Genomic DNA, 24,183 nt, shown 5'->3' on the forward strand with positions numbered 1-24,183 from the left:
GCTCCGCCGCCGATCCCTCAGCCGGTCCGTCCCTGGCGCCTGGGCTGCTCGGTATACCGGCCGGGCTTCACCGCACGGGCCATCCCAGGTCCGAGGCACTTGCTCCGCTACCGGGTACCACCGCGTGGACCGCTGCCGGCCCACACATCGCGCGGCTCCCGGCTCGGGCCGCGCGAACACGCGCCACTCCGGCCACCCAGGTCGCTGCGAGTCCCGACCACGTGGGCCGCGGGTCCCTTGCCCGTCCACCGCCGGTGCGCACCCGCCGCCCCGCGCCACGCCGCGCCACGGCCCGGCCTGTTCCGCAGCCTGGGTCGCCGCCACTCCCAAGACTCACCCCGCTGTCGGCGACAACGCCCGCACGAGCCGAATGAGCTGCTCGGGATGAAACGGCTTCGTCAAATACCCGTCTACCCCCACCTCCCGAGCCCGCGAAAAATCCTCGTCCTGCGCGCAGGCACTGATCATCAAAATCTTGAGCCCTTTGGTCCGCGGATCCGCCCGCAACCGCGCGGCCGTCCGAATCCCGTCCAGATGCGGCATCACCACATCGAGCGTCACCAGATCGGGCCGCACCTCGTGCACCTTGCGCAGACACTCCTCCCCATCGCAGGCCGTCGCGACCTCGAACCCCTCAAGCCGCAAGTTCACCGCGATGAGCTGCCGAACAACCTCGTCGTCATCCACGACGAGCACCCGCGCCACATCCGAAGTCCCGCCCACGAGCCCGAGGTTAGGCCCCCCACCGAACCAAGGAGACGACTTCCCAAGATCTCCTCCCCCACCCCCACCCACAACCCCTTCGCAACCATCCCTCCAGAACTGGTAACGTTCACCTCACCCGAGCCCCTGTAGCTCAGGGGATAGAGCAACGGCCTCCGGAGCCGTGTGCGCAGGTTCGAATCCTGCCAGGGGCACACAGCATGACCAGCGAATATGGCCCCTCACCAGGGGCCATTACTGTTTGTAGGGTCTAGACCACATGCAGCCGTGAGCCGTCATATGCAGCCCTGTGACGCACGCCGTGGACTATTCGTGGACAGGCGCTCGGCACGTTCCCGCAGGTCAGACCCCGAAAACGACGAAAGGCCCCGGGGAATCCCCTGGACCAGCCATCATGCGTCGGTCAGTCGGTGTCGCGCAACAGGTCGTCCACCTTCGCGTTGTTGATCTCGTCTCGGCCGTCGAGGCACTTCACGTAACGACTCATGAGAACTTCCACCGAGTTGCCTGCACGGCGGGCGACTTCCGCCGGATCCATGCCCGCGTTGAGCCAGGACGACAGCGCGGCGTGCCGCAGGTCGTACGGCGTGCCCGCGAGCGGTGACGCCACCTGTGCGGGAGTGAACGCCATTCGCCGCGCCTCCTCCCAGGCCCGGGAGTACGTGGACGAGCCGAGGACGCCGCCTCGTTCGTTGCCGAAGACGCGCCCGTCCTGAACCGGGAATCTGGCCAGATGGAACCGCAGCATCGTCACCAGGACGGGCGGAATCGGCACCTCCCGAACCTCCGCATCCTCTTGAGGACGGTTCTTCAGGCCCCGATCGTCGTGGACGTCGCCCGAGTCGGTCCAGCGCTTCCCCGCGGTCGGTCGTGTCTTGCGGAGGGAGAGCACTCCCCAGCCCGTCACGGGTAGCTTGCAGTCGATCGCGCGGAGGCCAACGGCTTCAGCCGGACGCAGGCCGCCGTAGTACATGCACCCGAACAGCGCGACCAGGCGACGCCCCCGAGCACGCCCGAACGACCCGACGTACGTCAACGCGGTGAGCAGCTCACGCGCCTGCTTCGGGTTGACGACGACCCGGCGGTCCACCTGCTTGACGACCCTGGGTGCAGACGACTTGATCTTGTCGATGGGGTGCTCGGAAAACTCGCCCAGTTCGACCGCGTGACCAAGAGCCCCGTACAACACGGAGCGCTTGCGCCGGACCGTCTCGGCAGCCGCCGGGCGCCCGGACTGCTTCAGGGCCAGGGCACCGAGCAGCGCGCGAACCTCGGCCGGCTCTTCCAGAACGACGAGCGGGCGCGACGCCTTCCCCACCCAGTGCAGCGCGTTAGCGATGTCGGTCGGCATCTCCGGTCGCGTCTCCGAGGCGACGAAGGCCCAACCGCGCAGAGCACGGCGCAGCGTGTCAGGTGTGGGTCTGCCGGGTCGGTCCTCCAGCAACGCCAAGGTGGCCCCGGTCAGCGTCTCGCTGATGCTGTCCCTCGAATTCGCGGCAGCGAACGGCCACTTCAGTGCGGCGTACGCACATGCGAAGTCGTACCAGGTGCCCGACGCGACCACCGGCGCCATCGAGTCCGGCAGCCCCGAGACCGTGTCGAAGGGTTCGCCGTTCTTGGACGCGGTGAGCAGCTTTGCCCGGAAGGCGTCGGCGAGCCCTTTGGTTCGGAACGTCGCGGGGAAGATTTCCTCTCCGACCTTCCAACGAACCTCATACGAGGTCTTGGCGGTCGGACGCTTGCGGATGCCCCAGATCCGGACGTGAAAGGACTTCACGGCCGCTCCAGGTGGTTCAGCCACGCCGTGAAATCCGAGCGCCAGATGCGTAGTTCCTCGTTCGGCAGCTTGAATGCGGCCGGGGCTTTGCCGAGTTCACGCCAGCGGTAGAAAGTCCGCCGAGAGATCCCTTTGAGTTCGGCACAGACTTCCTTGACCGTCATCATCTCGTCGCTCTTTCCGCTCACGCTGCTTCTCCTTCCTGGGCACGTAGGTCTGCGAGTGCTTCACGAGCCGTTGCGGGATCGGGTGTCGCGCTGCGTGCCAGCCAGCTCTCCCCCGCGCCCAGGCCGCTTCCGACGTAGGTCCAGGACGCGACGACGAGGGTCGTGTCCGGGTCGGGAACAAAGGCCCCCGCAGCCTGCGCAGCAGCGCGGTTCTTGGCGTCGCACCACGCGGTGCGGGCATCCCGGAGCGCACCGAGGGTGGTCGAGTAACGCCGTGACTTCGTAGAGAAGTGGCCGCGGAATCCGAGCATGTGAGCCCAACGGCGTAAGCCGAGATCGGCCAGTTCGGATCGTGCACCGAGCTTCCACGCCGTCCTCACAAGCCGTCGGGCGTGGTCGGTCATCTCGTGTGCGGCGAGTTCGGCCAGGAGGTGAATGCGGCGATCGAGAGTGCCCAACACCGCCTCACCGCCTTTGGTCGCGTACTTGGCGATGTAAGCGGCAACCGCCCGATCGGTAAGCGGTGAACCGCCATCGAACGCACGGGTGCGGATGGGTCGAACATCGACCTGTCGGCCCCAGACGAAATGCGCAGGCAAGCCGCCAGCGAGATTTTCGAAGCCCGGCACACGGGTGCGAAGAACAGCCACGCGAACGGCAGCGTCCAGAAGTTCGACCGTGGCCCAAGCCGGAGGCGGATCGACCATTTCCCGGTTGGGTCCGTCGATACGAATCACGGCGTGGAAGTGGACCGCACCGCGCTTTTGGAACTCCGCGACCTTCGCGAAGGACACCCGGGCGGATCGCTCGAATTCCTTTCTGGTCAGGCCGAGTTCGGCGGCGATGACGCGACGCAGGAGGGTGGTGAAGCGTGCCCACAGCTTGCCCGCGTGTGCGTTCCACAGCACGGCGGCCGTGTAGTCGTACGAGTCCGGGTCGAGGGGCGTGCCGAGTGTGGGTTCGTCGGTGCGGTGGCGGAGTCCGCAGCGGCAGGGGTGCCCGTTGGTGGGGCGGTTGTGCACGGGCCCGAACGAGGGTGCGGTGAAGGTGGCGAACACGCGGGGATGGGTGGTGACCGTGTCGGGTACGGACTTGCCGCCGGCCAGGCCCGCGCTGATCAGGTGGTAGGTGTCGCGGCGGTAGGTCTCCGCGCAGGCCGGGCAGCGGGAGGTGCGGCGGTTGCCGCAGCGCACCAGGACACAGCCCGCGGCGGTGTCGTGCGAGGAGAACGCGCGCAGCACTTCACCGGTCGGTCCGTCGACGTCGAGCCGGGTGCCTTCCAGGCGCACGGGGTTGAGGCAGCCGCCGAGCTTGGCGAACTGTCGGGCCAGGCCGGGAGCGTTGCCGCCCCGGGAGATCCGGGCGAGGTCTCTGAGCGCAGCGTCGTCGGGGATCGTTTGGAGGGTCACCGGCGCCCCCGGGTGCCCTTGGCTGCGTACATCGCGATGTCCGCGTGGGCGAGGGCGTTCCCGAGCGTGCGAAGAGGCAGATCGGCCACACGTGCGGACCCGATCGAGACGCCGACCGGGATCACGTGTCCGTCCCAGACGACCGGCGCCCGAAGTCGGTCCCGTAACCGATCGAGGCCAGGCGCCGACTCGTGACCGGAGAGGCGAACGGCGGCGACGAATTCGTCACCACCCAGGCGCCCGGCGACACCATGAGGTCCGCACCAGGAGGCCAGGCGGTGCGCGGTTTGCGCGAGGACTTCGTCACCGGCGAGGTGACCGCGGGTGTCGTTGATGTGCTTGAAGCCGTCGAGGTCCAGGAGGAGAACGTACGCATCCGGGTGGGTGACGATCCGGTGCGCTCGGGCGGTCCAACCGTCCCGGGTGTGCAGGTGGGTGAGCGGGTCGCGGCGAGCGGCGGCGAGGCGACGGGCGAGCCACCACGTGTGCGTGGCCCAGCCGATCAGAGGTACTCCGGCCACGGACGCGGACAGCGTCGCGTCGGCGAAGGGCATGTCATCTCCCGAGAGGCAGGGGAAGGGGAGCCCCGGACCGGTAGAGCGATTCGGTCCGGGGCGGCGAGCGGGATGTGGCGAGGTTTCAGGGGCAAGGTCCGCGAGTGGTCAGCGGACGCCCTTGCCCGTGCACAGCGGGCACTTCTCGCGCCCGGGGATGATCGTGGTGTGGCCGTCGATGGTCCGCACGCACTTGACGCGACGGGTACCGACGCCCTCACACGACGAGCAGCGGCGCGGCGGGACCCGCCGGGTGGCGGTGGACGAGGCACTCACCGCTTGCCCGTTCCCTTGCACGTGGGGCAGTTGACGCGCCGGGTGGCGCGGTTGCCACGTCGTCCACCGGTGATGACGAGGGCACGGCCTTGGCCGCCGCAGTCCGGGCAGTGGGTCATGATGGTGATCTCCTGATCTCTGAAGAGGGGTTGTGGAGCCCGGGGCGACCGGCGTTCTTGGTCGGATGGACGGTCGCCCCGGGGCGGATTCAGCGGGTGCGACCGGTGCCGAGGCAGTCGGGGCAGGACCGGGTGCGCTCGTTGCGGCGCAGGTTGCGTACCGAGCCGGGCATGGTCTCCTTGGCTGCCATGCGGACGCTGCCCTTGCCCTTGCAGTTCGTGCACTTCGCCATGGCGATCTCCTTCAGTGGTGGGATGGTTCGGTCGTCAGTTGGTCATGTAGTCGGCCATCGGGCAGCCCCGCGCGTGGACGACGTAGGTGCCGACCTTGTCGCAGTCCTTGCATGCCTGGGACCACTCGCACCGGGTGCAGGTGAGGCGGATGCCGCCGCCGCAATTGCAGACCGGGCGGGGCTTGCGCGGATAGCGGGAGGCGGTCAAGACGCGATGCCGATGACGCCGTTGGCCATGCCGCTGATGACGTGATCTGCCGCTTGGGCCAGGGACACGGCGACCGAGGAACCGGCGAGCATGACACCGGCGAGGAAGGCGATCAGGGCCAGGAACACGGCCCCGCGGCTCTTGGCGAGGAAGTACACGCCCACGGCGAGGATCAAGCCGGAGCCAATCAGGACCGGGCTGCCGCCCGCAGGAGTGGCGGCCGGGTCGGCGGCGAGGTTGGACGCGGTGATCAGGTGGACGTTCACGGATTTCCTCCGGTCAGCGGGTCTTGCAGCGGTGGGTGCGGGCGGCGAGTTCGGCGGCCGGGCGCTGGTCGAACTCGTAGGTGGCGGACCAGCCGCAGTCCTTGGCGGTGCATACGGCGGTGTGGCGGACGATGCCGCGCGCCTCTCGCCGGGTGCCGACCTGGACCGGGCCGATGCGCTTGACGTCACGGAACTTGCGGATGAACACGGGTTGGTCTCCTTGTCAGAGTTGGGAGTGGATGGAGTCGGCCAGGGATTCGGGCACGCTCAGCCGCGCGCGAAGCACGTCTGCGGTGATCGGATCGCCAGTCGTGGTGTGGTGCTGTTCGGCGATGCGCCGGGCGTGATCCAGCAGGGCCGGGGCGATCCGGACGGCACCGACAGGCAGCGCCGGAGGTTCCGGAACGGCAGCGACAGGCGGGAGTTCGACGTTCGGCGTGTCCGGGACGACTTCGGCGACCTCTACAGCAGGCGCCGGATCGGGCACGGGTGCGGGTACGGGTTGCGCGTCGGTCGGTTCGTTGCGGTGGGCCAGGAGCGTGCCGCCGAGGAACGCCACCGCGGGCCATCCGGCGACGATCAGCCGCAGCCACGCGGGAACGTGCTCCAGGTCGAGGAGACCGGCGGTGGCGACGTTCGCCCCGAGCGAGGCGACCAGGGCCACCAGGAACCACAGCCACGGCCCACCGGTCCCCAGCGACCCGTTCGAGGACTGCGCGATCCGCAGCCGACGCCAGGACGCGACCAGGAGCAGATCCACCGAGATCGGGTAGGCCCACGCCTGCCACCCGGACTGGCCCGCCGCCTGGGCGACGTCGTGCAGGTGCGAGAACGAGAGCGCCCCGGCGATCCCCGCCTGAATCAGCAACGGATCGAACCGCACGCGCAGGACACGGCGCATCGGTTCACGCCCTCTTCGCGATGGATTCGACGCACGTCCCGAAGCAGGCCAGGCACATGCCGTCCTGCTTGCCGACCGCACGGCGCTTGGAGCCCCGGCCGACGTACACGGTCGCGGGGACGACACCGGTGCCGTTGCACACCGGGCACTTGCGGACCTTCGGACGCCGGGGGGCCATCGTGATCACCGGCCGTTCGAGCGGTCGGCCTTGGCGCGAGCCGCCTTGGCGACCCGGGCCGCCTCCCGGTCCCCGGGGTGCGCGGCGGCGATCCCTTCCAGCAGTTCGGCCTTGCGGGAGGCGAGCACGGCCGGGTCGCCGCCGGACTTCTGGTTGTCGCGCACTTCCTTGAGGAACGAGGAGATCTCCTTGGCGGACGGTCCACGAGGCATGGTTCTTATCCCTTCGGATTCGAGGCATGGCGGTGGTAAGGACTTGGCGCGAAGCGGTCGCGCCGACCGTGATCAACAGGTGGCTACGGGGCCTTCACGGTGGCCGGTACCGGAGTGGCCGCCAGGGTCACCGACGGAGCGAACGGTGCCAGCGAGGGCATGTCCGGGACCATGTGCGCGTACTCGACACAGGCCCACGAGACGTCGGCCAAGTCGTGCTCCGGAGTGCGGATGTGGGTCCACCCACCCGAGGTGTCCGCAGCGACGGCCGTTCCCGGACGGTCCGCGTGGATCGCCGTTGCCGCCATCACGGCGTCGTCACCGATGTCCGCGAGCGCCATCCGCGCCGAAGCTTCGTCGTTCACGCGATGACACACCCGACCGGTGAGTTGGGCCCGGAGCATGGTCGCGCCGTTGCCCAGTTCAGCGCCGAACCGTTGCCCGCACGCCTCCAGGTAGATCCCCGCCGCGCGGCCGAGCTGCGCGAGACGGATCAACGCGTTGACGATGCGTTGGCGACGCTTTTCCTCCTCCTTGCCACCGGCCGTCAGGAAGAGTTCGGCGATCTCGTCGAGCAACAGCACGATCGGCGGAGGCCGTTCGTCCTTCGGCAGACCCCAGATGTCGGAGGTGATCTCCGCGTCTTCGTCGTCCAGGGAGAGGCCCTGTGAGCGGCGGATCAAGAGGTAACGGTCCTCCATCTCGTCAACGAGGACGTTCAGGAGGTTTTCCGCCAGATCGGGATCGGTGGCCAGCGCGGACAGGCGCGGGGCGAACGGGGCCAGTTCCACGCCCCACTTGCAGTCGATGCCCACCAGCGCGACCGGTTGCGGCGCGATGCCGCGGACGAGCGCCCGCTGATACATCGACTTGCCCGACTGTGTCGCGCCGAGCACCAGTTCGTGAGGCACCGATCGGAAGTCCCGCACGTGCGGTAGACCGTCGATGCGCAGCGCGATCGGCACCCGAAGGAAGTCGCTACGGACGCGAGGCATGCGCACGTCCTTGAGGACGTCCCGGCCGAGGACGCGCAGTTCCACCCAGCCGGATTCGACCGAGCGCACATGCACCGCCTGAACACCCCACGCGTGGCGCAGCCGATCCGAAGCCGCGGTGAAGTCGGACGGGTCCTGCCCCGGGCGCATCCGCAACCGGATCGTGAACCCGCCCGTGTTCGGCCGCAGCCGTCCCCGACGAGGCGTCGCCGGCACCGGGGACGTATTCCGCAACCGAGCGGACGCCCGAGCCCGACGCGAAGGAGTCGCCGTCAACCCGCACGAGTCCATGACGTCCCGGTAGGTCAGGTGCATCCGCGCCACCGTCGTCGGCAGACCGATCACCGACCAGTGCACGGCCGGGAAGCGGTGACGAGCCAGGCGCGCGCCCCCGACCACCGCGGCGGCCGGACCACCCACTCCCACCACGGCCGTCAGCAGCTCAGACACGAGGTCAGCCCGCCAGCGAGGTGACGGCTACCGCGCGGAACGCGATCCCGTGTCGCTTCTGGCCGTTGAACTCGTTCTCCCACGGCCGCGCGACCAGGCCCGTCAACGCCACCGGCATACCCAGCTTCAGGCCCTCCGGGATACCCGGCGCCGGCACCGACAACTGAAGGACGCTCGCCTCACCGTTCAGGATGAACGTCACCGACAGCGTCATCATCTCCGCACCCGAGTCGAGATCCTTCGCGATCTCACCCGTCTTGCGGTCCTTCACCTTCACCTCGGGCAGCACGGCCATCATCGCCATCGCACCCTGCGTGTCCACCGGGATCGAGCGCATTCAAGCTCCTCTGTAGGTGCCAAGCTCCTGCACTCATGTACATGAGCCATACGGAGAGAATGACGGACTCATGTACATGAGTCAACCTCTTCTACAGAAGATCTTCTGCTGGGACGTCCTGTCCTAGTCGCCGGCCGGGATCCGGTAGTCCAAAACGAACTTGTCCGCAGCCATCAACGTGTCGCAGACCTCGACCACTCGGCCCTCATCGGTCACCGCGTTGCGGACGAGATGAAGCACCGGAGCTCCCGGGCTCAGGCCGAGAAGACTCGTCTCCTGCTTGCTCGCGAGCCGGGCCACGACCGTCTCTGTGTACTCCGCCAGGATGTGCCCATGCTCTTCCAGTCGGGCATAGATGCCACCACCGCCCGGATTCTCGGCGAACAGTTCCGGGATGTCCTTTGCCACGTCCCACGGCAAGTAGGACGAAGCAACCTCGGTCGGAACACCGTCCGTGAAGTAGAGGCGACGTCGCTCCAGGACCTGATCCCCGACAGTGACACCCAAGCGGTCTGCCGCATCGGCCGGCGCTTCGGTAGGCCCGATGTACAGCACGTTCACCGAGGGCACGCCGCCCGCTTGCTCCGTCTCAGCGATGTAGGCAGCTTTGCCGGCTTTCCGATGAGACCGCCTAAAGCGATCGGACGACTTCCTCTTGACCGGCGGTTTTGCCTTCACGAAGGATCCGCGGCCATGGTGCGTCTCGATCAAGTCGGATGTTCTGAGTTCCGCGACAGCCTTGCGGACGGTCCCACCGGAAACGCCGTATCGCCCGACTAGGTCCGTCTCACTCGGGAGCAGTTCTCCAGCCTTCAGAATTCCTGTACGGATCTGCTGTGCAAGATCATCGGCGATCTGCACGTACCTCGGCACGCTGACTCCGCGCGTGGTCTCACTCCTCATACCGGGTTGAGCCTCCTATGCTCCTCTACATGAGTAACGGTACCGAGCAGGAGCAGTCAACGCCGCGCCACTCTGTGTCAGTCGCCGGCGCAGTCGTTCGTGCGGACGGAAAGCTCCTGATGATTCGTCGCCGAGACAACGGTCGTTGGGAGCCGCCGGGTGGCGTCCTTGAGCTTGAGGAGACGGTCGAGGCAGGTGTTGAGCGGGAGATCTTGGAGGAGACCGGCGTATCCGTCGAGGTCGAGCGCCTGACAGGTGTGTATAAGAACATGCCCCGCGGCATCGTCGCCCTGTTCTTCCGCTGCCGCCCCGTCGAGGGGGAGGCTGCCCCGACGGAGGAAAGCAGCCAGGTCACGTGGATGACGCCAGACGAAGCGGCCACGCACATGAACGAGGCATATGCCGTCCGAGTCTTGGATGCCCTGGACGACAGCACCGGGCCACATGTGCGAGCTCATGACGGACGCGTCCTCGTGTAGGACAGGGCTGGTTCAAACTTTCCCTACGTCTTCAAGGCGCCCCGCGCACGGCGCGGGGCGCGCGTCCCGGAGCCCGGCCGCCGCTCCAGCCTTCGGCGAGCGTCGGCCGACTCCGAACGCGCGCCTGCCGAGCTCGGCGCGAGACGGGGAGAACCAGGACCGAGGCCCCGCCGCCGGATGGGCACCGCGTGTTGCGGTTCACCCCATGCCTCCGGCGGGCCAACTGCCGAGGGGAGGGGCATCGCGTGGACCCTGCGGCCGGGTGGGACCACCGTCTCTCGTCTGGTGGCTCCGCCCCTCGTTGACGGCACCGGAGGTCAGCACACCCGGCACCCGGAATCAAATCCCAAGAGCGGGGATTTGACACCGGGCACCGTGCGCGCTGCTGCGAGGCATGCCGACAACGAGGGACTCCACCACCAGACACCCCGGCCATGCGGCCGGGGCCGCGACTCCAAACGACACCCCCGGCTTGCGGATCGCAAGGAGCCCCGCTGTGGACAATGCGTGGACAGACCGCAGCGAAAAACGACGGCACGAGGCCGTGACCAGCGCAAACACGGGAAACAGATCGTGCCTCCGGAGCCGTGTGCGCAGGTTCGAATCCTGCCAGGGGCACACAGAGTCAACATCCTCAGCAGCCACGAAGCCTCGTGAGCTGCTGTTTTTGTTTTCCGGCTCTTTTCCCTCGTGACTCCGTGTGTCACCGCGCGCAGGTGGGTGCAGGCGTAGGACGACCCACGCGTAATCAGCGCGTAATGATCTTGGAGACGTTTCCGCAGGTCACAGTACGTCTTTGCCGTACGCACGGCGTGACCCGGACACGACGAAAGCCCCGAAGCGATCCGGGGCTTCCTGCCGTCTGACGGTTGCTCAGCTCTCGCCACCGAGGCCGTCCGAGATGCGTTGGTTGATCAGGTCACGCTGTCCGTCGACACACTTGGCGTAGATCTTGAGTAGGACATCCACCGACTGCCCGAGCCGTTCGGCAACCTCAGCGGCCGGCACGTCGGAGTTGAGCCAGAGCGACGCACAGGCGTGCCGCAGGTCTCACGGTCGAGCTGCGAGAGGCCGAGGCCACCTGTTCCTCGGTCAGCGCGAGCGTGCGCGCTTCCTCCCACAACTCGGGAGTAGGTGGAGGACGCGAGGACGCCGCGGCGTTCACTCGGGAAGAGTCGGCCGTCGTTCGCCGTGCCGAACTCTTAGATGTACGCAAGCAGGATCGCAACGACTTGCGGAGAGAGGAATGGGCACGTGGCGCGTGTCCTTCTCCGCCAACCGCTTCAGCCCCGCTCGTCGTGCGCCTGCCCGCTGTCCGTCCAGGTCTTTCCCGCCACCGGCCGGGTGGTGCGCAGGGTGGGCGAGCCCCCATCCCGAGGTGGGCAGGACAGAGTCGGCCCGCCGCAGATTCACTGCTTCCGCCGTGCGCGTACCGGCGTAGTAAAGGACCGCGAAGAAGGCACGGAGACGTCGACCACCGGCCCGCTTGTGTCCGCCGACGTAGGTCACCGCGGCGAGCAGTTCACGAGCCTGAACCGGGTTGGCGACCGAGCGACGGTCCACCGAAGAAGCCACCATCACGCGCTTGCGCTTGAGCTTGTCGATCGGGTTCACCGGAAGGTGTTCCAGCTCTACGGCGTAGTCGAGGAGGTTGTAGACGACCGAACGCTTACGGCGAAGCGTCTCGGCGCCGGCCGCAGTTCCGTCGAGCTTGAGGCCGAGCGCGTCCAGGACGCCGTGAACGGTCTTCGCGTCCGCGAGCCCCGCGATGGGCAACGACCTCTTCTCAAGCCAGGTGACGGCTTTGGCGACGTCGCCCGGCCGAGGCAGCTGCCGAAGGGCACGGCGCAGAGTCACGCTGTCGGGCCGACCGTCGCTGTCCTTAACAAGCGCGGGCGGAGCCGTAGCCAACGCATCCGTCATGCTGTCGCGCGACCTCGCCGCCGCACCCGGCCACTTCATATCCATGTACGCGAGCGCGAAGGTGAGAGCCGACGTCGCCTGCTTGGCCTTCTGCATGGGCTTGGGGAGGCCGCTCTCAAGATCGAACGCTTCGCCGTCCTCAGTGGCCCGGACCAGACGTCCACGGAACCGATCAGCCAACCCCGACGTGCCGAACGTTGCCGATTGCGGTTCGCCCGCGACCGTCCAAGGCCCCACGAACGACGGCTTCTTGCTGCTCTTGTTCCGAACCACGGCCCAGACCCGGACCCTGTACGTCTTGTCCGTCATGCGGCTTCCTCCGCCCGCGTGTCGAGCCACTCCGCGAACGCCCTTCGCGTAACGCCCAGTTCGCCGTTGGTGAGTTTGTGGCAGGCCGGCGCCAGGCCGAGTTCACGCCAGCGGTAGAAGGTCCGGCGGGAGAGGCCGCCCAACATTTCGAGGACTTCCGGAACCGTCAGGAGTTCGACATCCGGGATCTTGGTCTTCCTGGTCATGCCGCCCTCCCCCCGGGCAGTTGCCGAATTGTCGAGCGCCCCATCCGCACGCCTGGCGCCACCGCACCCGCTCAGCGACCGCCCGAAGGAGCCGATGCGACAGCGGAGCAACGTCCGGGTCGTCACGGCCGACCTGGGCCCACATGAAGCGCGTCGGATCCGGAATCTCGGCCGCATCGCCGATGAGTTCGAGCACCCATGCCCGCCGCTCCGTCTTGTGGTCGGCCATGGTCTTGCCAGACCACTTGCGCGAGACCAGCACGCGCCGACCGCCGTAACCGAGGTGTGTCCGACGATGGGCCTTCGCCTTGCAACACCCCGGACACAGGCCCGCACGGACGTTCTTGGGCTGGACCCCGTACAGCAGCCAGTTCGCACAGGTGGGCGCGCAGGGCTCGTACCGCAGCGCGATGGTTAGCCTGCCCACGTGCGCGTTCTGCGCCCCGTTTTGGGCCTCGTGTGTCTCGTGTGCCGACTTGTCGAGGTACTTCGTCAGGTAGCCGATGCACCGCCGCGCATCGGGCGAGCCGACCAGGACGCCTTTCGCGTCCACTTGAGTCCCGAACCACGCCCCGTGCACCGGCTCGTCCCCGACGTCGTCCAACGCCTCATCCCACGAGGGAAGTTCGACGCCGGCAGACGGACCGAGGTACGCCCCGATCTCCGCATCCCACACCGGCGCGTTGTCGACCGAGTAGACCGGCTCGTCACACGCCGGCCACCACACCTGGTGACACGTCGCCGCCGCCACCTGCCGCAGTTCGGCCCGCGACACCGTGCCACGGATCGCCAGATGAACATGCGGAGCCAACCGCCGCTGATACTCCACCGCGGCGAAGTACTGCACGTCGAAGCCCACCAGACGCCGCAGGTTCTGCACGAACCGATCGACCAACTTCGAGAAGTGCAACGCGTCCCGAGCAGGCCCGATAGTCGTACGCCGACGCGTCCACCGGAGTCCCGTCACCACGCACCCGCCCGTACGAGGGCAAGGTGAGTGTGACGAACAACGACGGCCGGAACACCTTGCCGTCCGGCGACGTGTACGCCTTGCCGACTGTGCGCGCCTCGACCTCACGCCGAGGCAGATCCGGAGCATCCTGACGCCGCCGCGTGGACCGCACCCGCCGCACGATCGGATCCGGGTCGATGTTGCCCCGCGCCCCGGACTCGGCCAAGTCCTCGTCGACCGCCGCCAAGTCCTCAGCGAGTTCGTCCCGCTCGTCATCGCGCGCAAGGTCGTGCTTCTTGGTCCAGTCCGCCCGCAGTTCCGCCAGGACACGTTGATCACTCGTCGGCTCGTCAGCCTCCTGAATCGGCTCCTCGGTCAGGTGCCACCCCTCTCGACACCGAGCCATCCGCAACCGCCGCTTGCGCTCCGCACAGGTCGGACACACGCCCGCCAACGTCGCCCCGCACGGCACGTCGATCACGGCCGTCTCACCGGTCACGATGTCCGTACGCCGCAGGGCAACCGGCCGGACAAAGACACCGTGCTCCTGAGCCACGGCCCGCACGACATCCCGAGCGAGCAGCATCCGAGCACGCTCAGCATGCGTACTCATCGCCCACTCCGATCGAGCAGCGTCCACGCCCGCACCGGATGACCGTGAACAGTGCCGGCCACCTCGATATGCGTGTGGTCCCCGAGGTACACGTCAGACCGGTCGGAGTGGGTCGTGACCGCGTCGTCCAGCGCCGAGGCCCAACGGTCCATGTCCCGGGTGGAGGCCCGGAACAGGTGGATCTTGACCGTCCAGAGCCGATCGACGTGCGACCAGTCGACTTCGAGCGCGGTCATCGCGGGCAGGATCGGGCGAGCGCCGATGAAGTCGGCCACGCAGCGCAGCACGGTCACGCCGCGGCCCATGTCCACGGGGTCCATGTCGTTGTTGTTCATGCCGCACTCCCGAAGCCGCCGCCGGAACGCCCGTAGTCGCGCACCATCGCCTCGATCGCCTCGTCCGAGACGAACGCCGCCCGCACCCGCACCGGTTCGGGTTGCGTCTCACGCTTGACGTAGCCCACCCCCGCACCGATCTCCGGATCCGGAGAGATCAACTCAGCCGCCGCACCCCGCTCCCGAGCACCGTTGCCCAAGACCATGTCGACCTGATTCGGCTCGTCGAGCCGCAGCGCGATCCGATCCGGGAACAGGTTCCGGATGTTCATGACCTCCTTGCGCGGATCCTGCAAGGCCCCGATCACACAGAACCCGACCGAACGCCCCTGACTGGTGAGCGTCGCAATCGCCGCATCCGCACGCTTCCGCAGATCCCGATCCGGCTGATACGCCGTCAGGAACGCCAACTCGTCCACGATCACCACCACGAACGGGCACTTCGACGAGGGTTCGTGCTTGCGGACCTTCCCCGCGAAGGTCTGCGCCCGCCGGTTCATCTCGGCCGCAGCAGCCTCCAGCAACTCGACCATCGCCGCCGGCTCACACGCGTACCGCTGAAACAGCGACCGCCCGAACGACAGTTCCATCCGCATGGGATCACACGCCCACAACTGCACGATCCCCGCCCGAGCCGCCGGCAGCAGCGCCCGAACGACACCCCACAGCACCGAGCCCTTGCCCGCCCCGGTCACCCCCGCTACCAGGACGTGTGTCCCGTGCAGCCGCAGCCGCCACGGCGACCCGTCGTCACACCGCCCGATCTCCGCCGACGCGAACTCGGGCACCCAAGGGTCCTCACGCTCAGGAGTGGTGCGCCCGTACCGCAGCACCGCAAGCCCCGCCGCACGCTTGACCACATCCCCGACAGAGGGCATCAGAGGAGCCTCGAACGGCACCGCCAACGGATCCGTGAACCAGACCCGCAGCACCACGACTCCACGCGCCGGCGACGACGCCTCCACCCGGAAGACATGCCAGGTGTGCGCGATCCCCTCCACGTGATCACCGAGGTTCTTCGGCACCTGTCCCGGCAGCAACGACACCGTCACGTCGAAGCCCAGTTCATGCCGCCGGATCCGCACGATCCGCGGATACCGATACTCGAAGGTCTCGTCGATCCGCGACACCGGCTCCTGCTGCCACGCCCCGATCGCCTTCGTCAACGCCGGCCACCCACGCCGCACCCGCGCCGCGAACGAGAACAACCACCACCAGACGAACACCACCCCGGCGGTCAGGTAGACCGCGACGAGCAGATCCGAGGCGACGGCACCGGCCTTCGCCCGCACCGCCTCGAAGACCACCCACAACACGGCCACAAGTAAGGCCCAAATCCGAACCACGGGCCGATGGAAAATGTGCATGATGGGAGACACCCCTTCGAAGATCAATCTCTTGGTCACTCGGATGGGGAGCGGCCCCGGTGCGATGGACCCGCCAAGATCTCGCTGCACCAGGGCCGCGCCTGTTTGCCAAAGCGACCCGTCAGGCCGCCGTCTTCGCCACGTTCTTGGTCGAGCCGGCCGGAGCCCGCACACCCGACGCCCGGAACGAGAACGCCACACGGTTGGACTGGTTGAGGTAGGCCGTCACCGTCAGACCGTCGAACTCCACCGGCCGGAACGGCAGGCCGGGCAACGCGTCAGGAAGCTCGGGCTCCGCATCCGCCGCCACCTTGATCTTGACCGTGGCCTCCACCGCGTCCGGGTCACCGTTAACCACGGACACCGCCCACACCGGCAGCCCGGTCACCTTGTCGCGCGCCTGGACCTTCGCCCCGCCCTTCGACGCCTCGAAGTCCGCCACCGGAGCCACCGACTTCGCGAACGCCTCGAACGGGAACACCGCCGCGAACGTCACCGAAATTGCGCCCTTGATTCCATTTCGGATCACCCATCAGAGTCCCGAGGCATCCCTTCGATCAAAGAGGTCGCCAACCCGTACTACGGGCTGACTTCAGAATGCGCACCCGTAGTACGGCTTGTCAAGTGACAGGACATGCGGGATGCTGCCGAAAGGAAGCGCGGGACACAGCCCGCCCGGCCGACGACGGAGGAAACCCATGGAGCCCGCACGCAAGAAGGCGCGGTATCAACAGATCGCCGACTACTTGCGCGACCGGATCATGGACGGCACGTTCCCCGCAGGGCAGCCGCTTCCTAGCGAAGAACAGTTGGCCAAGGAATTCGGCGTCTCGCGCCCGACCGTCCGCCAGGGCATCACCGAACTGCGCGCCGTCGGGTTGGTCGAGGTTCTGATGGGCCGCGGGATGTTCGTCCGCTCTCCGCACGCCAGGCCGAACGTCACCCGCCCGCGAGGGGTACGCCGAGACCGCGACGGCCGCTACGTCGAGGCCGACGCCATCCGATGGACGACCCAGGACGAGCCGGCAGCCACCCGCACGGACGCGCCCCTCGTGTTGGCCGACATGCTGCGCGTGTCGCCGGGTGAGCCGATGTTCACGTACGACGAATTGCAGACCGCCGACCACGGCCGGCTACGCCAGGCACACCGCACGTACGTACCGTTCTCCGTCCTGGAGAACACCCCATACGCCGGCACCGCACCCCCGCCGGCCCCCGCGCTCTACGTCGCACTGGAGAAGGCCGGCCACGAACTCCACTGGACCGAGAACGTCCGAAGCCGCATGCCGCTCCCGGATGAGGCAACCACGCTTCGCTTGGCCGATGGCGTGCCGCTGTTCCACATCCTGCGTCTGACGCTCAATCAGCACGACCGACCGTTGGCGCTCGAAGAGTTCAAGATCTCCAGCGACGACTTGGAGATGTCGTACGGCTTCGGCCCTTCGTCGTGAGCGAGCCTCGTCCCCTGTCGGAGGCTCTTTCGGAACTTCACATCGAGTTGGTCAGGCTCCTGCGCACCGAGGGCGAGCATTCGTTGGCCGGCGACCTGCACATGGTGCGCTTCCACGCTTGGTGTGACTGTGGGGACGATTTCTGCCAAAGCTTCAGGACAGCGCCTGCCCCGGAGGGCTCCTACGGTCCGGGTCATCGCACGGTCTGCCTTCTGGGCGAAGAAGACACGGCCATGATCAATCTCGATGTTGTCCGCGAATCGGTGGTCTACGTCGAGGTCATCGGCCGCACGAGGCTCAGGGCCCAATTCCGTCCCATCTGAGCAGACTTCGAGGCTGAGCGCTGCCTGCCCTGCCCCAAGAGCGCTCAGCTCTCCGCGTCAGCCTCAGGGTTTGACGACCGATCGCAGTCACCGGACAAGCGAGAACCCCCGCCCAGGTTCCGGAGCGGCCGGACAGGGCGGGGGCGTGGTGGAGCAAGGGCACTCTGAGGTCCCGGGACCGTTCGCGCGGTTGCCGGGGATTTTTCATATCCGACTTCGGTTAGGTCCCGGATATCGGCCTAGCTGAGCCGATATCGCGCCCATTCACGGGCTGTATTGGCGAGCTCCCGGGCATGAGCACGTGCTTTGGGCGAGCGCCCGAAGTACTCCCACATCCCGGAGAGCTTCGCGGCGAACGCAGTTAGGACGGACTCCGGCGCCTTCGCAAATGAAGGCACGTGCATCGCCCACGCTTCGGCCGCTTCGGGAGTGTGCCCTTCGTACATGAGTCGAACGACCACGTACGCGGTATCGATCCACGCAGCGCCGCGCGCCGACCACGCCCAATCGATCACGCGTACACGGCCGTCTTCGACGAGCATGTTCGCCGGGTGCAGATCGGAGTGAACGAGAGTGTTCCCGTCCAAATAGACGCCACGTTCCAGAGTTGCCAACGCCCCGATGTGCGCGCGTGCCCACAGGTCAAGGTCAGCGGGCGACTGCGTGTAGACCGCAGCCCATCCGGGTGCGCTTCCCCACCTATCGGCGATCGAGTGCAGAGCGGCGGACGGACACGGGGTCAGCACGTCGGCCATCGTGACGACCAGGTCGCCAACCACGTCCAAGTCACCGGAGGCCCGCGACAGCGACGGATAGTGTCCCGACACATACTCGTAGCCGAGCATGTGCCACCCATCCTCGATGACGCTCCACAGCAGTTGTGGGGCAAGCGATGCGGGCAGCAGCGGAGACACCGCAGCTTCGTTGCGGAGAGTCCACGAGTGGGGTCGGTCCGCCCGAACCCCCTTGCAGAACACCCGACCGTCGCGCGTATCGAGCACTGCCGAGAACTCCGAGGACTTACCGAACTCGGGTGACCTCATCGAACGAATCGGTCCAGTGTGCTATTGGATCATGTCTCGAACCGATGCGGGTAGTTCGGTCCAGGCGTAACGATGGGGCATCTTCCGCGCTCTCTTGCTCGGGGTCGGCGGTCGAAAGGAAGGCGCCCCCGCTCCGAAGGTCCGGTTCGGGGGCGCCTCATGCCTGAGCGTCGGTCGAGGGTGAGGTCCAGAGGCCCGACCGAGCTTGTGGTCAGGCCGGGGTCGGCCTGTCGTCGTGAGCGGGTTCCTGCGCGCAGGGGAGCCGATCGATTTCCACGCACAGGCCAAGGACGAGCGCTTCCGTAAGCCGGCCGGCCGCATCGCTGGTCACGCGGCCGAGACGGACGTGTCCCTTGCCCACCACATTCACGTCGCCCTGCAAGTAGGCGAAGTCGTCGGCCAGGCCAAGCAGCTTGAGCTCTTCGGCCAACTCTCGCGCTGCGTCGCGTGCTTCCGACCATCCCCGGACGTACGGCACACCAGGGCGAAGCAGGTTCGCGCGAGCGTCGTTGCTGTGGTCATCCATGGTCGTTCTCCCCTTCACGCCCTTCCACCGCGAATGCCTCGTCACCCAGCGCCTCACGCGCCGCCCGCAACAGCGCGGTCAGTCGACGGGTCGTTGCCGGGGTGATGCGGCCGAGATTCACGATCCCGTTGCCGAACGCGTTCACGTCCGCCGAAAGGTAGGTGAAGTCCGCTTCCATGCCGGCCGCGATGAGCACGTCACGCAGGCCCATCACCGCGGAACGGGCTACGTACCAGGCGTCGCCCTCGTCGTCCGTACCGTGTGCCTCTTCCGAATCGCGCACCGTGCCGCTCCCTTGCGTAGTTATCGGTACGAAGGCGCCGGGGGCGGCACATCGTCGATGGGGAAGGCCACGCCTTCAAGGGCCACTTCGGCGAGCTTGTGCGTCAGCTCGTTGAGGATGAACGTGTAGGTTCCGCCCTCACCCGGGATACGCAGCCAACGCGGCGACGAGTCCTCGTGATGCTCCGGCGAGCAGAGCAGCACAAAGCCCTTCCGGCCGGAACTACGCGTCTGATAACTCGCGTTGCAGGCGAGGGAAATCGTCAACGGCGGAGGCACAGCCGAGTCTCGATAAACAAGGAATCCGGCCTTCATCACCCGGACGTCCACGACAGCCCCACCGGCCGGGATGTGGTCGCGGTCGTACATCTCCAGCACTCGTGCTCCGACGCGGCTGTGCACCGTCACCAGGTCGAAGGTCTTGCCGATCATCAACGGTTGCGGAACGAGTGGGGCCCGGTCCCACTCTTCGACGCAGCCTCGCGGGTTTTCGGCGGCTTGAGCCAACCACTCCATCGTGCGTAGAACGGTGTCTTGCACAGCTTCGCCCCCTTCAGGGCTTCTGCGTTTGGTTACTGTGCGTTCAGAGTTGACCCCGCGATGCAGTGCGCGGAAGATGACACGGACGCGACCAGGGGGACATGTCCCCCTGTCCCCCAGGGGGCGACGATGGATAACGAGGGCCTTCCGCTCTACGCCCAACGCTTGCGCCGGATCCGCAACGAGCGGTCATGGACGCAGCGCGAACTGATCCGCTACATGCGCCAAAGCGCGGCACGTCACGGCACGAAGCTGGTCAACGACGACAGCCTCAAGCGCCGCATCTCCGACTGGGAGAACGGCCGCAAGTTGCCGGATGAGCGCTATCAAGCGATCTTGTGCGCGCTCTACGAAGTCGAGCCGGAGGACTTGGCGTTCGACGAGCCGAACCAGCAAGGCTGGGGTAAGCCGGATCCGGGCGTCATGGAGCTGATGACGCGCTTGGAGAGCGCCCGCGCGGTGGACGACGAGATGTTGGACCTGTTCAGGTTCCAGACGAACGCGATCCGGCTGAAGGACCGTCGCTTGGGCGCCGCGGTCGTTGCAGACGAGATGAGCGCCCACATAAGGCAGGTCGACCAGTTGCTCAAGCACGCCATGCTGCCCAAGCAGCGGGCAGGCTTGGCTCACGTGCTGGCAGACGCGTCCGCGCTCGCGGGTTGGCAGGGAGTCGACACCGAGTCGTTGCACGAGTCCTGGGAGCACTTCGAGCGCGCGAAGGCCGCAGCCAGCATCGCCGAGGACCCGAGCATTCTGGCGTTTGCCACTGCCGAGCAGGCGTACGTGCTGCTGGAGTTGGGCCAGGCCGATTCGGCTCTGCAACTCATCCGATACGCCCACGGGGAGAACCGCTCACGACTGCCGGCACTCACCCGGAGTTGGCTCTACGGGGCCGAGGCAGAAGCACACGCGGCACTCGGCGACGGCTCGGCATCGATGAGTGCGATGGACATGGCCTCAGCCGCCCTGCCGGCAGACCCCAACGACCCGGACCTACCGTTCCTGGCCCTGAATCTCGTACACCTCGCCAGGTGGCGCGGCTCCTGCCTCGTCCGACTCGGCGACACCGAGGTCATCGACAGCCTGACGAACGCGTTGGCCGGCATGACCGGCTTTGCCCGCGCGGAGGCAGGTCTCCGGTGCGACCTGACCGAAGCATTGATCGCCCACGACCGCACCGAAGAAGCCCGCGTCCACTGGAACGAGGCGAAGAAGCTGAGCACCGTCACCTCATCGGCCCGAGCCCGCCGCCGCCTCGTCCGCCTGTCAGAGCGACTCTGACGATTCGTCAAGCTTGGCGCCCCCGCGGGAAGCCAGGACGTGCAGAAGTCCGATGAGGACACCCGAGTTCCAGATGCGCCCCTTGGCGATCAGGCCCGGGATATCCGCGAGCGGCACCCACTCCATGCGCGCCATCTCGGTCGTCTCCGTCGGCTGGGCAACCTGAGTTGCCCCCTCCCCCACGAACACGTCGTGCCAGGAGTCGACCATCCCGACCATGGGCTGAAACCGCGCCACATGCCGGAAGGTCGCAGGCTGGTAGCCGGTCTCCTCAAGCAGTTCCCGAACCGCCGTCTCCTCAGGGTCCTCCCCCGGATCGACGAGCCCGCCCGGGATCTCCCACCCCCACCGGTCCGACACGAACCGATGCCGCCACATCATCAGCACGCGATCCTGATCATCGATCAGCACCGTCATCGCCGCAGCATGCAGCTTGATCACGTGATGCTCGAAGCGGTCCCCGTCCGGCAGCTCAACATCCGTCAGGAAGACGCGCATCCACTCGTTGTCGTAGATGATCCGTTCGCCGTGAACGACCCATGCCGAGGAAGTGTCATCGTCAGTAGCCACGCAGCGACGCTACCGGGCACACAGCCGCCAGGCCGGCCCTAACGAAGATCGTCCGGGCTTCGCTCCCGAGCCGCAGCAACGCTTGAGGATGCCAAGTTCATCAAGATCCCCGGATCAGTTGCGTCTGCATGAGCCCTACGAGCGTGCCCGAACTCCAGATCTCCCCGCGCTGGATCAGTCGGGAAATCTCGCTCAGCGGCACCCACTCGTTCCGCTGAGATTCGGTCGTCTCGGTCGGGCTCCCGACCCACTCCGCACCTTCACACAGGTACACGTCGTGCCAGCAGTCAACAGTGCCGACGATCGGTTGGAACCGAGCGATGTGCCGCATCGATCGACACCGGTAACCGGTCTCCTCGATCAACTTCCGAAGCGCGGTGTCTTCCGGGTCCTCCCCATCGTCGACCAGGCCGCCAGGCAGCTCCCAACCCCACGAGTCCGCCACGAAGCGATGCCGCCACATCAGGAAGACGCGGTCTTCCTCATCCAGCAGGACCATCACGGCCGCCGGCTTGAGCTTGACCACGTGATGCACGGCCCGTTCTCTACCCGGGAGCTCAACGTCCGTCCGGAAGGCCCGCACCCACTCGTTGTCATAGACAACCCGCTCACCGAGAACACGCGGAGCCACGGGAGCATCATCATCGGTAGCCACAGGGCGACGGTACCCACTCAGCCACGCCTGACCAGGTCCAAGCGCCGATGGGATCGGAGCAAATACCGTCACCCATTGCCGAATTGAGCTCTACTAGATCAAGAGCGTCGCGCTACGCGCGCCGCCGGGCCACGCCGCGCGTGCGGCGTGGCCGCCGGTCCCGACGCGGCCCTCCGCTGCGCAAGTGGAATCACTCCCTACCTAATTTCCCTGCCTCTCCATTTGTGTCCATCTCTCCCTAATTGGGACCAGGAAATTAGGGAATATATCTTCGTCGATCACATCATCAGCAAATATGATCTTCCCCCAGAAGGTACGTTCAAATGTGGCCATTAGCGCTCTTGCCTCCCCTTTCCGAGTGATGGCATCGACGACCAGGGCTTCTTTTTTATCCGCACGGTCACGCGCTGGAATCATTTTTCCGGCATCCGTGAGCTTTTCCCCCATCGCATACCATGATTCTCCCATAAAAAGGAGACCATCGGCGCGCACAGACTCCACTGCATCTGCAATTCTATTGAGCGCCAAGTACTTACTGTTTTGATCCTGGAACATGGGCACCATCTCATGAACTATTTTCTCACCTCTAAACAACCACACGAACGTATGGTGAGCCTTGTCTTTAGCAAGAATAATTTTGCCTTGTTCCAAGTACCTCGGGGCGACGTCTACGGGGCTACCGAGAGGTGTTGAAAATGATCCATATCGACGAACAGCTTTTGCATTCAATGCGGGGTCATGTGGAATAAACTCCTCCACCCCCTCTATTACGCGCTCATCATCGAGTGAGATATTGGCCCGGAGATACGAGGGAACGGTATCCATACACATAATCGGTTCATTGGCCAACTCGCCGGTGACGCACTCAGGTTCTCTCTGTTGGAAATAACAGAGATATCCGTGCCCGACCTGTTCATGGGCTACCAATATGACACGATTGAGCTCAATATATGCATCCCTGGTTGCATCGAGCAGCTCTCTTTCTGGCAGCTCTTTATCAACCCAGCGCCGCGCGATGGTCAGCACGCCCTCATATGGTCGACTGGGCATCGAAAAAATCCCTTGGATCATTGACTCGGTCGACAGGCGGGGAGGAAATGAGAAAACCTGATGTCCGCCATTCAGCCAGTCGCGCATCCACTGCACTTTGACTTGACTCAGAAGTTCAAGGTCAGCTTCTTTGACAATCCTATTCCTTGATTTCACGATCCAACGCATCACCTCTTTTGTTTTCATCTCTTCTTGAAGTATTGGATACCAGGTCTCAAATCCCGGAAGATTATTCTTTTGTTTCTGAAGGAGCCAGGTGACATTTCGAAGACTTTGGATCAACGTGTTCAGATGCATGCGAAAACTATCGGGTTCCATGTACGCGTCAGCCATCGCGTGCCACGTAGCGTGGCAGTCCATAAGGCGTCGATGTGCGTTCGGCATCGGGCAGTCCGCCGGATGACTATTCTCGGTCATGTCGCGATCATAGAGCCGGGAGCAAGCCGTTTTGCGATTACACGGTTACCAGTCGACAGCTGCGCCTGAGGCAGGACACGTCAAAGAAATTCGCAGCTGCGCTGCGAGCCAGCTGGGGGCCGGCGACGCGACCTTTGGCCGCGACCGGGGCGC

At 66.2% G+C, this 24,183-nt stretch carries 34 protein-coding genes and 1 tRNA gene; 5 read left to right on the forward strand and 30 right to left on the reverse strand.

What is annotated here, in order from left to right; all coding sequences use genetic code 11:
* Positions 1-333: 333 nt before the first annotated feature.
* A complete protein-coding gene (locus tag GT354_RS40700; RefSeq protein WP_346012401.1) occupies positions 334-723 on the reverse strand; it encodes a response regulator in 390 nt (129 codons plus the stop codon).
* Between the two features lie 122 nt (positions 724-845).
* Here GT354_RS40700 and GT354_RS40705 point away from each other — a divergent pair.
* A tRNA-Arg gene (locus GT354_RS40705) sits at positions 846-917 on the forward strand.
* Positions 918-1,126: 209 nt separating this feature from the next.
* On the opposite strand, the gene GT354_RS40710 is transcribed toward GT354_RS40705, so the two are convergent.
* From GT354_RS40710 to GT354_RS40775, 15 genes are all read right to left on the reverse strand, one after another.
* Positions 1,127-2,500 carry a site-specific integrase gene (locus GT354_RS40710; RefSeq protein WP_161361595.1) on the reverse strand — a complete coding sequence of 458 codons (1,374 nt, stop codon included), beginning with the start codon at positions 2,498-2,500 and terminating at the stop codon, positions 1,127-1,129.
* A complete protein-coding gene (locus GT354_RS40715) occupies positions 2,497-2,664 on the reverse strand; it encodes a helix-turn-helix domain-containing protein (RefSeq protein ID WP_161361657.1) in 168 nt (55 codons plus the stop codon). The genes GT354_RS40710 and GT354_RS40715 overlap by 4 nt, the downstream gene beginning before the upstream one ends.
* Before the next feature lie 20 nt (positions 2,665-2,684).
* Positions 2,685-4,076, reverse strand: a complete 1,392-nt coding sequence (locus tag GT354_RS40720) for a replication initiator (protein WP_346012402.1) — start codon at positions 4,074-4,076, stop codon at positions 2,685-2,687.
* A complete protein-coding gene (locus tag GT354_RS40725) occupies positions 4,073-4,630 on the reverse strand; it encodes a GGDEF domain-containing protein (protein ID WP_161361597.1) in 558 nt (185 codons plus the stop codon). Before GT354_RS40725 ends, GT354_RS40720 begins: the two co-directional genes overlap by 4 nt.
* Before the next feature lie 108 nt (positions 4,631-4,738).
* On the reverse strand, positions 4,739-4,906 hold the full coding sequence (locus GT354_RS40730; protein WP_161361599.1) for a hypothetical protein: 168 nt from the start codon (positions 4,904-4,906) through the stop codon (positions 4,739-4,741).
* Between the two features lie 208 nt (positions 4,907-5,114).
* Positions 5,115-5,258, reverse strand: coding sequence for a hypothetical protein (locus GT354_RS40735; RefSeq protein ID WP_161361601.1), 144 nt, complete (start codon positions 5,256-5,258; stop codon positions 5,115-5,117).
* 34 nt (positions 5,259-5,292) lie between these two features.
* Complete coding sequence (locus GT354_RS40740; protein ID WP_161361603.1) at positions 5,293-5,466, reverse strand: hypothetical protein; 174 nt, start codon at positions 5,464-5,466, stop codon at positions 5,293-5,295.
* Positions 5,463-5,732, reverse strand: coding sequence for a hypothetical protein (locus tag GT354_RS40745; RefSeq protein WP_161361605.1), 270 nt, complete (start codon positions 5,730-5,732; stop codon positions 5,463-5,465). Before GT354_RS40745 ends, GT354_RS40740 begins: the two co-directional genes overlap by 4 nt.
* A gap of 13 nt (positions 5,733-5,745) precedes the next feature.
* Positions 5,746-5,940, reverse strand: a complete 195-nt coding sequence (locus tag GT354_RS40750) for a mobile element transfer protein (RefSeq protein ID WP_161361607.1) — start codon at positions 5,938-5,940, stop codon at positions 5,746-5,748.
* Between the two features lie 15 nt (positions 5,941-5,955).
* Positions 5,956-6,633, reverse strand: a complete 678-nt coding sequence (locus tag GT354_RS40755; RefSeq protein WP_161361609.1) for a DUF2637 domain-containing protein — start codon at positions 6,631-6,633, stop codon at positions 5,956-5,958.
* A 4-nt stretch (positions 6,634-6,637) separates the two neighbouring features.
* Positions 6,638-6,811: a hypothetical protein gene (locus GT354_RS53025; protein WP_202512845.1), complete on the reverse strand. Its 174-nt coding sequence runs from the start codon at positions 6,809-6,811 to the stop codon at positions 6,638-6,640.
* A gap of 5 nt (positions 6,812-6,816) precedes the next feature.
* Complete coding sequence (locus GT354_RS40760; RefSeq protein WP_161361611.1) at positions 6,817-7,023, reverse strand: hypothetical protein; 207 nt, start codon at positions 7,021-7,023, stop codon at positions 6,817-6,819.
* An 83-nt stretch (positions 7,024-7,106) separates the two neighbouring features.
* Positions 7,107-8,468, reverse strand: a complete 1,362-nt coding sequence (locus tag GT354_RS40765; RefSeq protein WP_346012403.1) for an FtsK/SpoIIIE domain-containing protein — start codon at positions 8,466-8,468, stop codon at positions 7,107-7,109.
* Between the two features lie 4 nt (positions 8,469-8,472).
* Positions 8,473-8,805 carry a hypothetical protein gene (locus GT354_RS40770; RefSeq protein WP_161361613.1) on the reverse strand — a complete coding sequence of 111 codons (333 nt, stop codon included), beginning with the start codon at positions 8,803-8,805 and terminating at the stop codon, positions 8,473-8,475.
* A gap of 123 nt (positions 8,806-8,928) precedes the next feature.
* A complete protein-coding gene (locus tag GT354_RS40775; protein WP_161361615.1) occupies positions 8,929-9,708 on the reverse strand; it encodes a GntR family transcriptional regulator in 780 nt (259 codons plus the stop codon).
* A gap of 17 nt (positions 9,709-9,725) precedes the next feature.
* Here GT354_RS40775 and GT354_RS40780 point away from each other — a divergent pair, with 17 nt between their 5' ends.
* Positions 9,726-10,187 carry an NUDIX domain-containing protein gene (locus GT354_RS40780; protein ID WP_161361617.1) on the forward strand — a complete coding sequence of 154 codons (462 nt, stop codon included), beginning with the start codon at positions 9,726-9,728 and terminating at the stop codon, positions 10,185-10,187.
* A gap of 873 nt (positions 10,188-11,060) precedes the next feature.
* On the opposite strand, the gene GT354_RS56840 is transcribed toward GT354_RS40780, so the two are convergent.
* From GT354_RS56840 to GT354_RS40810, 7 genes are all read right to left on the reverse strand, one after another.
* The gene (locus GT354_RS56840; RefSeq protein ID WP_346012404.1) at positions 11,061-11,195 is read right to left on the reverse strand and encodes a hypothetical protein; all 135 of its coding nucleotides are present in this window, start codon (positions 11,193-11,195) and stop codon (positions 11,061-11,063) included.
* Between the two features lie 153 nt (positions 11,196-11,348).
* On the reverse strand, positions 11,349-12,419 hold the full coding sequence (locus GT354_RS40785) for a site-specific integrase (RefSeq protein ID WP_346012405.1): 1,071 nt from the start codon (positions 12,417-12,419) through the stop codon (positions 11,349-11,351).
* Positions 12,416-12,565 carry a MerR family transcriptional regulator gene (locus GT354_RS55090; protein ID WP_237535945.1) on the reverse strand — a complete coding sequence of 50 codons (150 nt, stop codon included), beginning with the start codon at positions 12,563-12,565 and terminating at the stop codon, positions 12,416-12,418. Before GT354_RS55090 ends, GT354_RS40785 begins: the two co-directional genes overlap by 4 nt.
* On the reverse strand, positions 12,522-13,853 hold the full coding sequence (locus GT354_RS53030; RefSeq protein WP_346012406.1) for a replication initiator: 1,332 nt from the start codon (positions 13,851-13,853) through the stop codon (positions 12,522-12,524). Before GT354_RS53030 ends, GT354_RS55090 begins: the two co-directional genes overlap by 44 nt.
* A 333-nt stretch (positions 13,854-14,186) precedes the next feature.
* Positions 14,187-14,525: a hypothetical protein gene (locus GT354_RS40800; RefSeq protein ID WP_161361621.1), complete on the reverse strand. Its 339-nt coding sequence runs from the start codon at positions 14,523-14,525 to the stop codon at positions 14,187-14,189.
* A complete protein-coding gene (locus tag GT354_RS40805) occupies positions 14,522-15,871 on the reverse strand; it encodes an FtsK/SpoIIIE domain-containing protein (RefSeq protein WP_202512847.1) in 1,350 nt (449 codons plus the stop codon). Before GT354_RS40805 ends, GT354_RS40800 begins: the two co-directional genes overlap by 4 nt.
* Positions 15,872-16,013: 142 nt before the next feature.
* The gene (locus GT354_RS40810) at positions 16,014-16,421 is read right to left on the reverse strand and encodes a plasmid replication, integration and excision activator (protein WP_202512848.1); all 408 of its coding nucleotides are present in this window, start codon (positions 16,419-16,421) and stop codon (positions 16,014-16,016) included.
* Positions 16,422-16,590: 169 nt separating this feature from the next.
* Between GT354_RS40810 and GT354_RS40815 the strand changes: the two genes are divergently transcribed.
* Entirely contained in the window at positions 16,591-17,343 is a 753-nt protein-coding gene (locus GT354_RS40815; protein ID WP_161361625.1) for a GntR family transcriptional regulator, read from the forward strand.
* On the forward strand, positions 17,340-17,666 hold the full coding sequence (locus GT354_RS40820) for a hypothetical protein (RefSeq protein WP_346012407.1): 327 nt from the start codon (positions 17,340-17,342) through the stop codon (positions 17,664-17,666). Before GT354_RS40815 ends, GT354_RS40820 begins: the two co-directional genes overlap by 4 nt.
* A gap of 239 nt (positions 17,667-17,905) precedes the next feature.
* Here the strand turns inward: GT354_RS40820 and GT354_RS40825 are convergent, their stop codons facing one another.
* The 4 genes from GT354_RS40825 to GT354_RS40840 all read right to left on the reverse strand — a co-directional run bounded on the left by GT354_RS40825 (position 17,906) and on the right by GT354_RS40840 (position 19,949).
* Positions 17,906-18,709, reverse strand: a complete 804-nt coding sequence (locus GT354_RS40825) for a phosphotransferase (RefSeq protein ID WP_161361627.1) — start codon at positions 18,707-18,709, stop codon at positions 17,906-17,908.
* A 211-nt stretch (positions 18,710-18,920) separates the two neighbouring features.
* Positions 18,921-19,235, reverse strand: a complete 315-nt coding sequence (locus tag GT354_RS40830; protein WP_161361629.1) for a hypothetical protein — start codon at positions 19,233-19,235, stop codon at positions 18,921-18,923.
* A complete protein-coding gene (locus GT354_RS40835; RefSeq protein ID WP_161361631.1) occupies positions 19,228-19,518 on the reverse strand; it encodes a hypothetical protein in 291 nt (96 codons plus the stop codon). Before GT354_RS40835 ends, GT354_RS40830 begins: the two co-directional genes overlap by 8 nt.
* A 20-nt stretch (positions 19,519-19,538) precedes the next feature.
* Positions 19,539-19,949 (reverse strand): hypothetical protein, encoded by a 411-nt coding sequence (locus GT354_RS40840; RefSeq protein ID WP_161361634.1) that lies wholly within the window; start codon positions 19,947-19,949, stop codon positions 19,539-19,541.
* 237 nt (positions 19,950-20,186) lie between these two features.
* On the opposite strand from GT354_RS40840, the gene GT354_RS40845 reads away from it, so the two are divergent.
* The gene (locus GT354_RS40845) at positions 20,187-21,338 is read left to right on the forward strand and encodes a helix-turn-helix transcriptional regulator (RefSeq protein ID WP_161361636.1); all 1,152 of its coding nucleotides are present in this window, start codon (positions 20,187-20,189) and stop codon (positions 21,336-21,338) included.
* Here GT354_RS40845 and GT354_RS40850 read toward each other — a convergent pair.
* From GT354_RS40850 to GT354_RS40860, 3 genes are all read right to left on the reverse strand, one after another.
* On the reverse strand, positions 21,324-21,908 hold the full coding sequence (locus GT354_RS40850; RefSeq protein ID WP_161361638.1) for an NUDIX hydrolase: 585 nt from the start codon (positions 21,906-21,908) through the stop codon (positions 21,324-21,326). The genes GT354_RS40845 and GT354_RS40850 overlap by 15 nt on opposite strands.
* 100 nt (positions 21,909-22,008) lie before the next feature.
* On the reverse strand, positions 22,009-22,563 hold the full coding sequence (locus tag GT354_RS40855; protein ID WP_346012408.1) for an NUDIX hydrolase: 555 nt from the start codon (positions 22,561-22,563) through the stop codon (positions 22,009-22,011).
* A gap of 201 nt (positions 22,564-22,764) precedes the next feature.
* A complete protein-coding gene (locus GT354_RS40860; protein ID WP_161361640.1) occupies positions 22,765-24,030 on the reverse strand; it encodes a hypothetical protein in 1,266 nt (421 codons plus the stop codon).
* Positions 24,031-24,183 lie beyond the last annotated feature (153 nt).

The sequence above is a fragment of the Streptomyces sp. SID3343 genome, assembly GCF_009865215.1.
Taxonomy (GTDB): domain Bacteria; phylum Actinomycetota; class Actinomycetes; order Streptomycetales; family Streptomycetaceae; genus Embleya.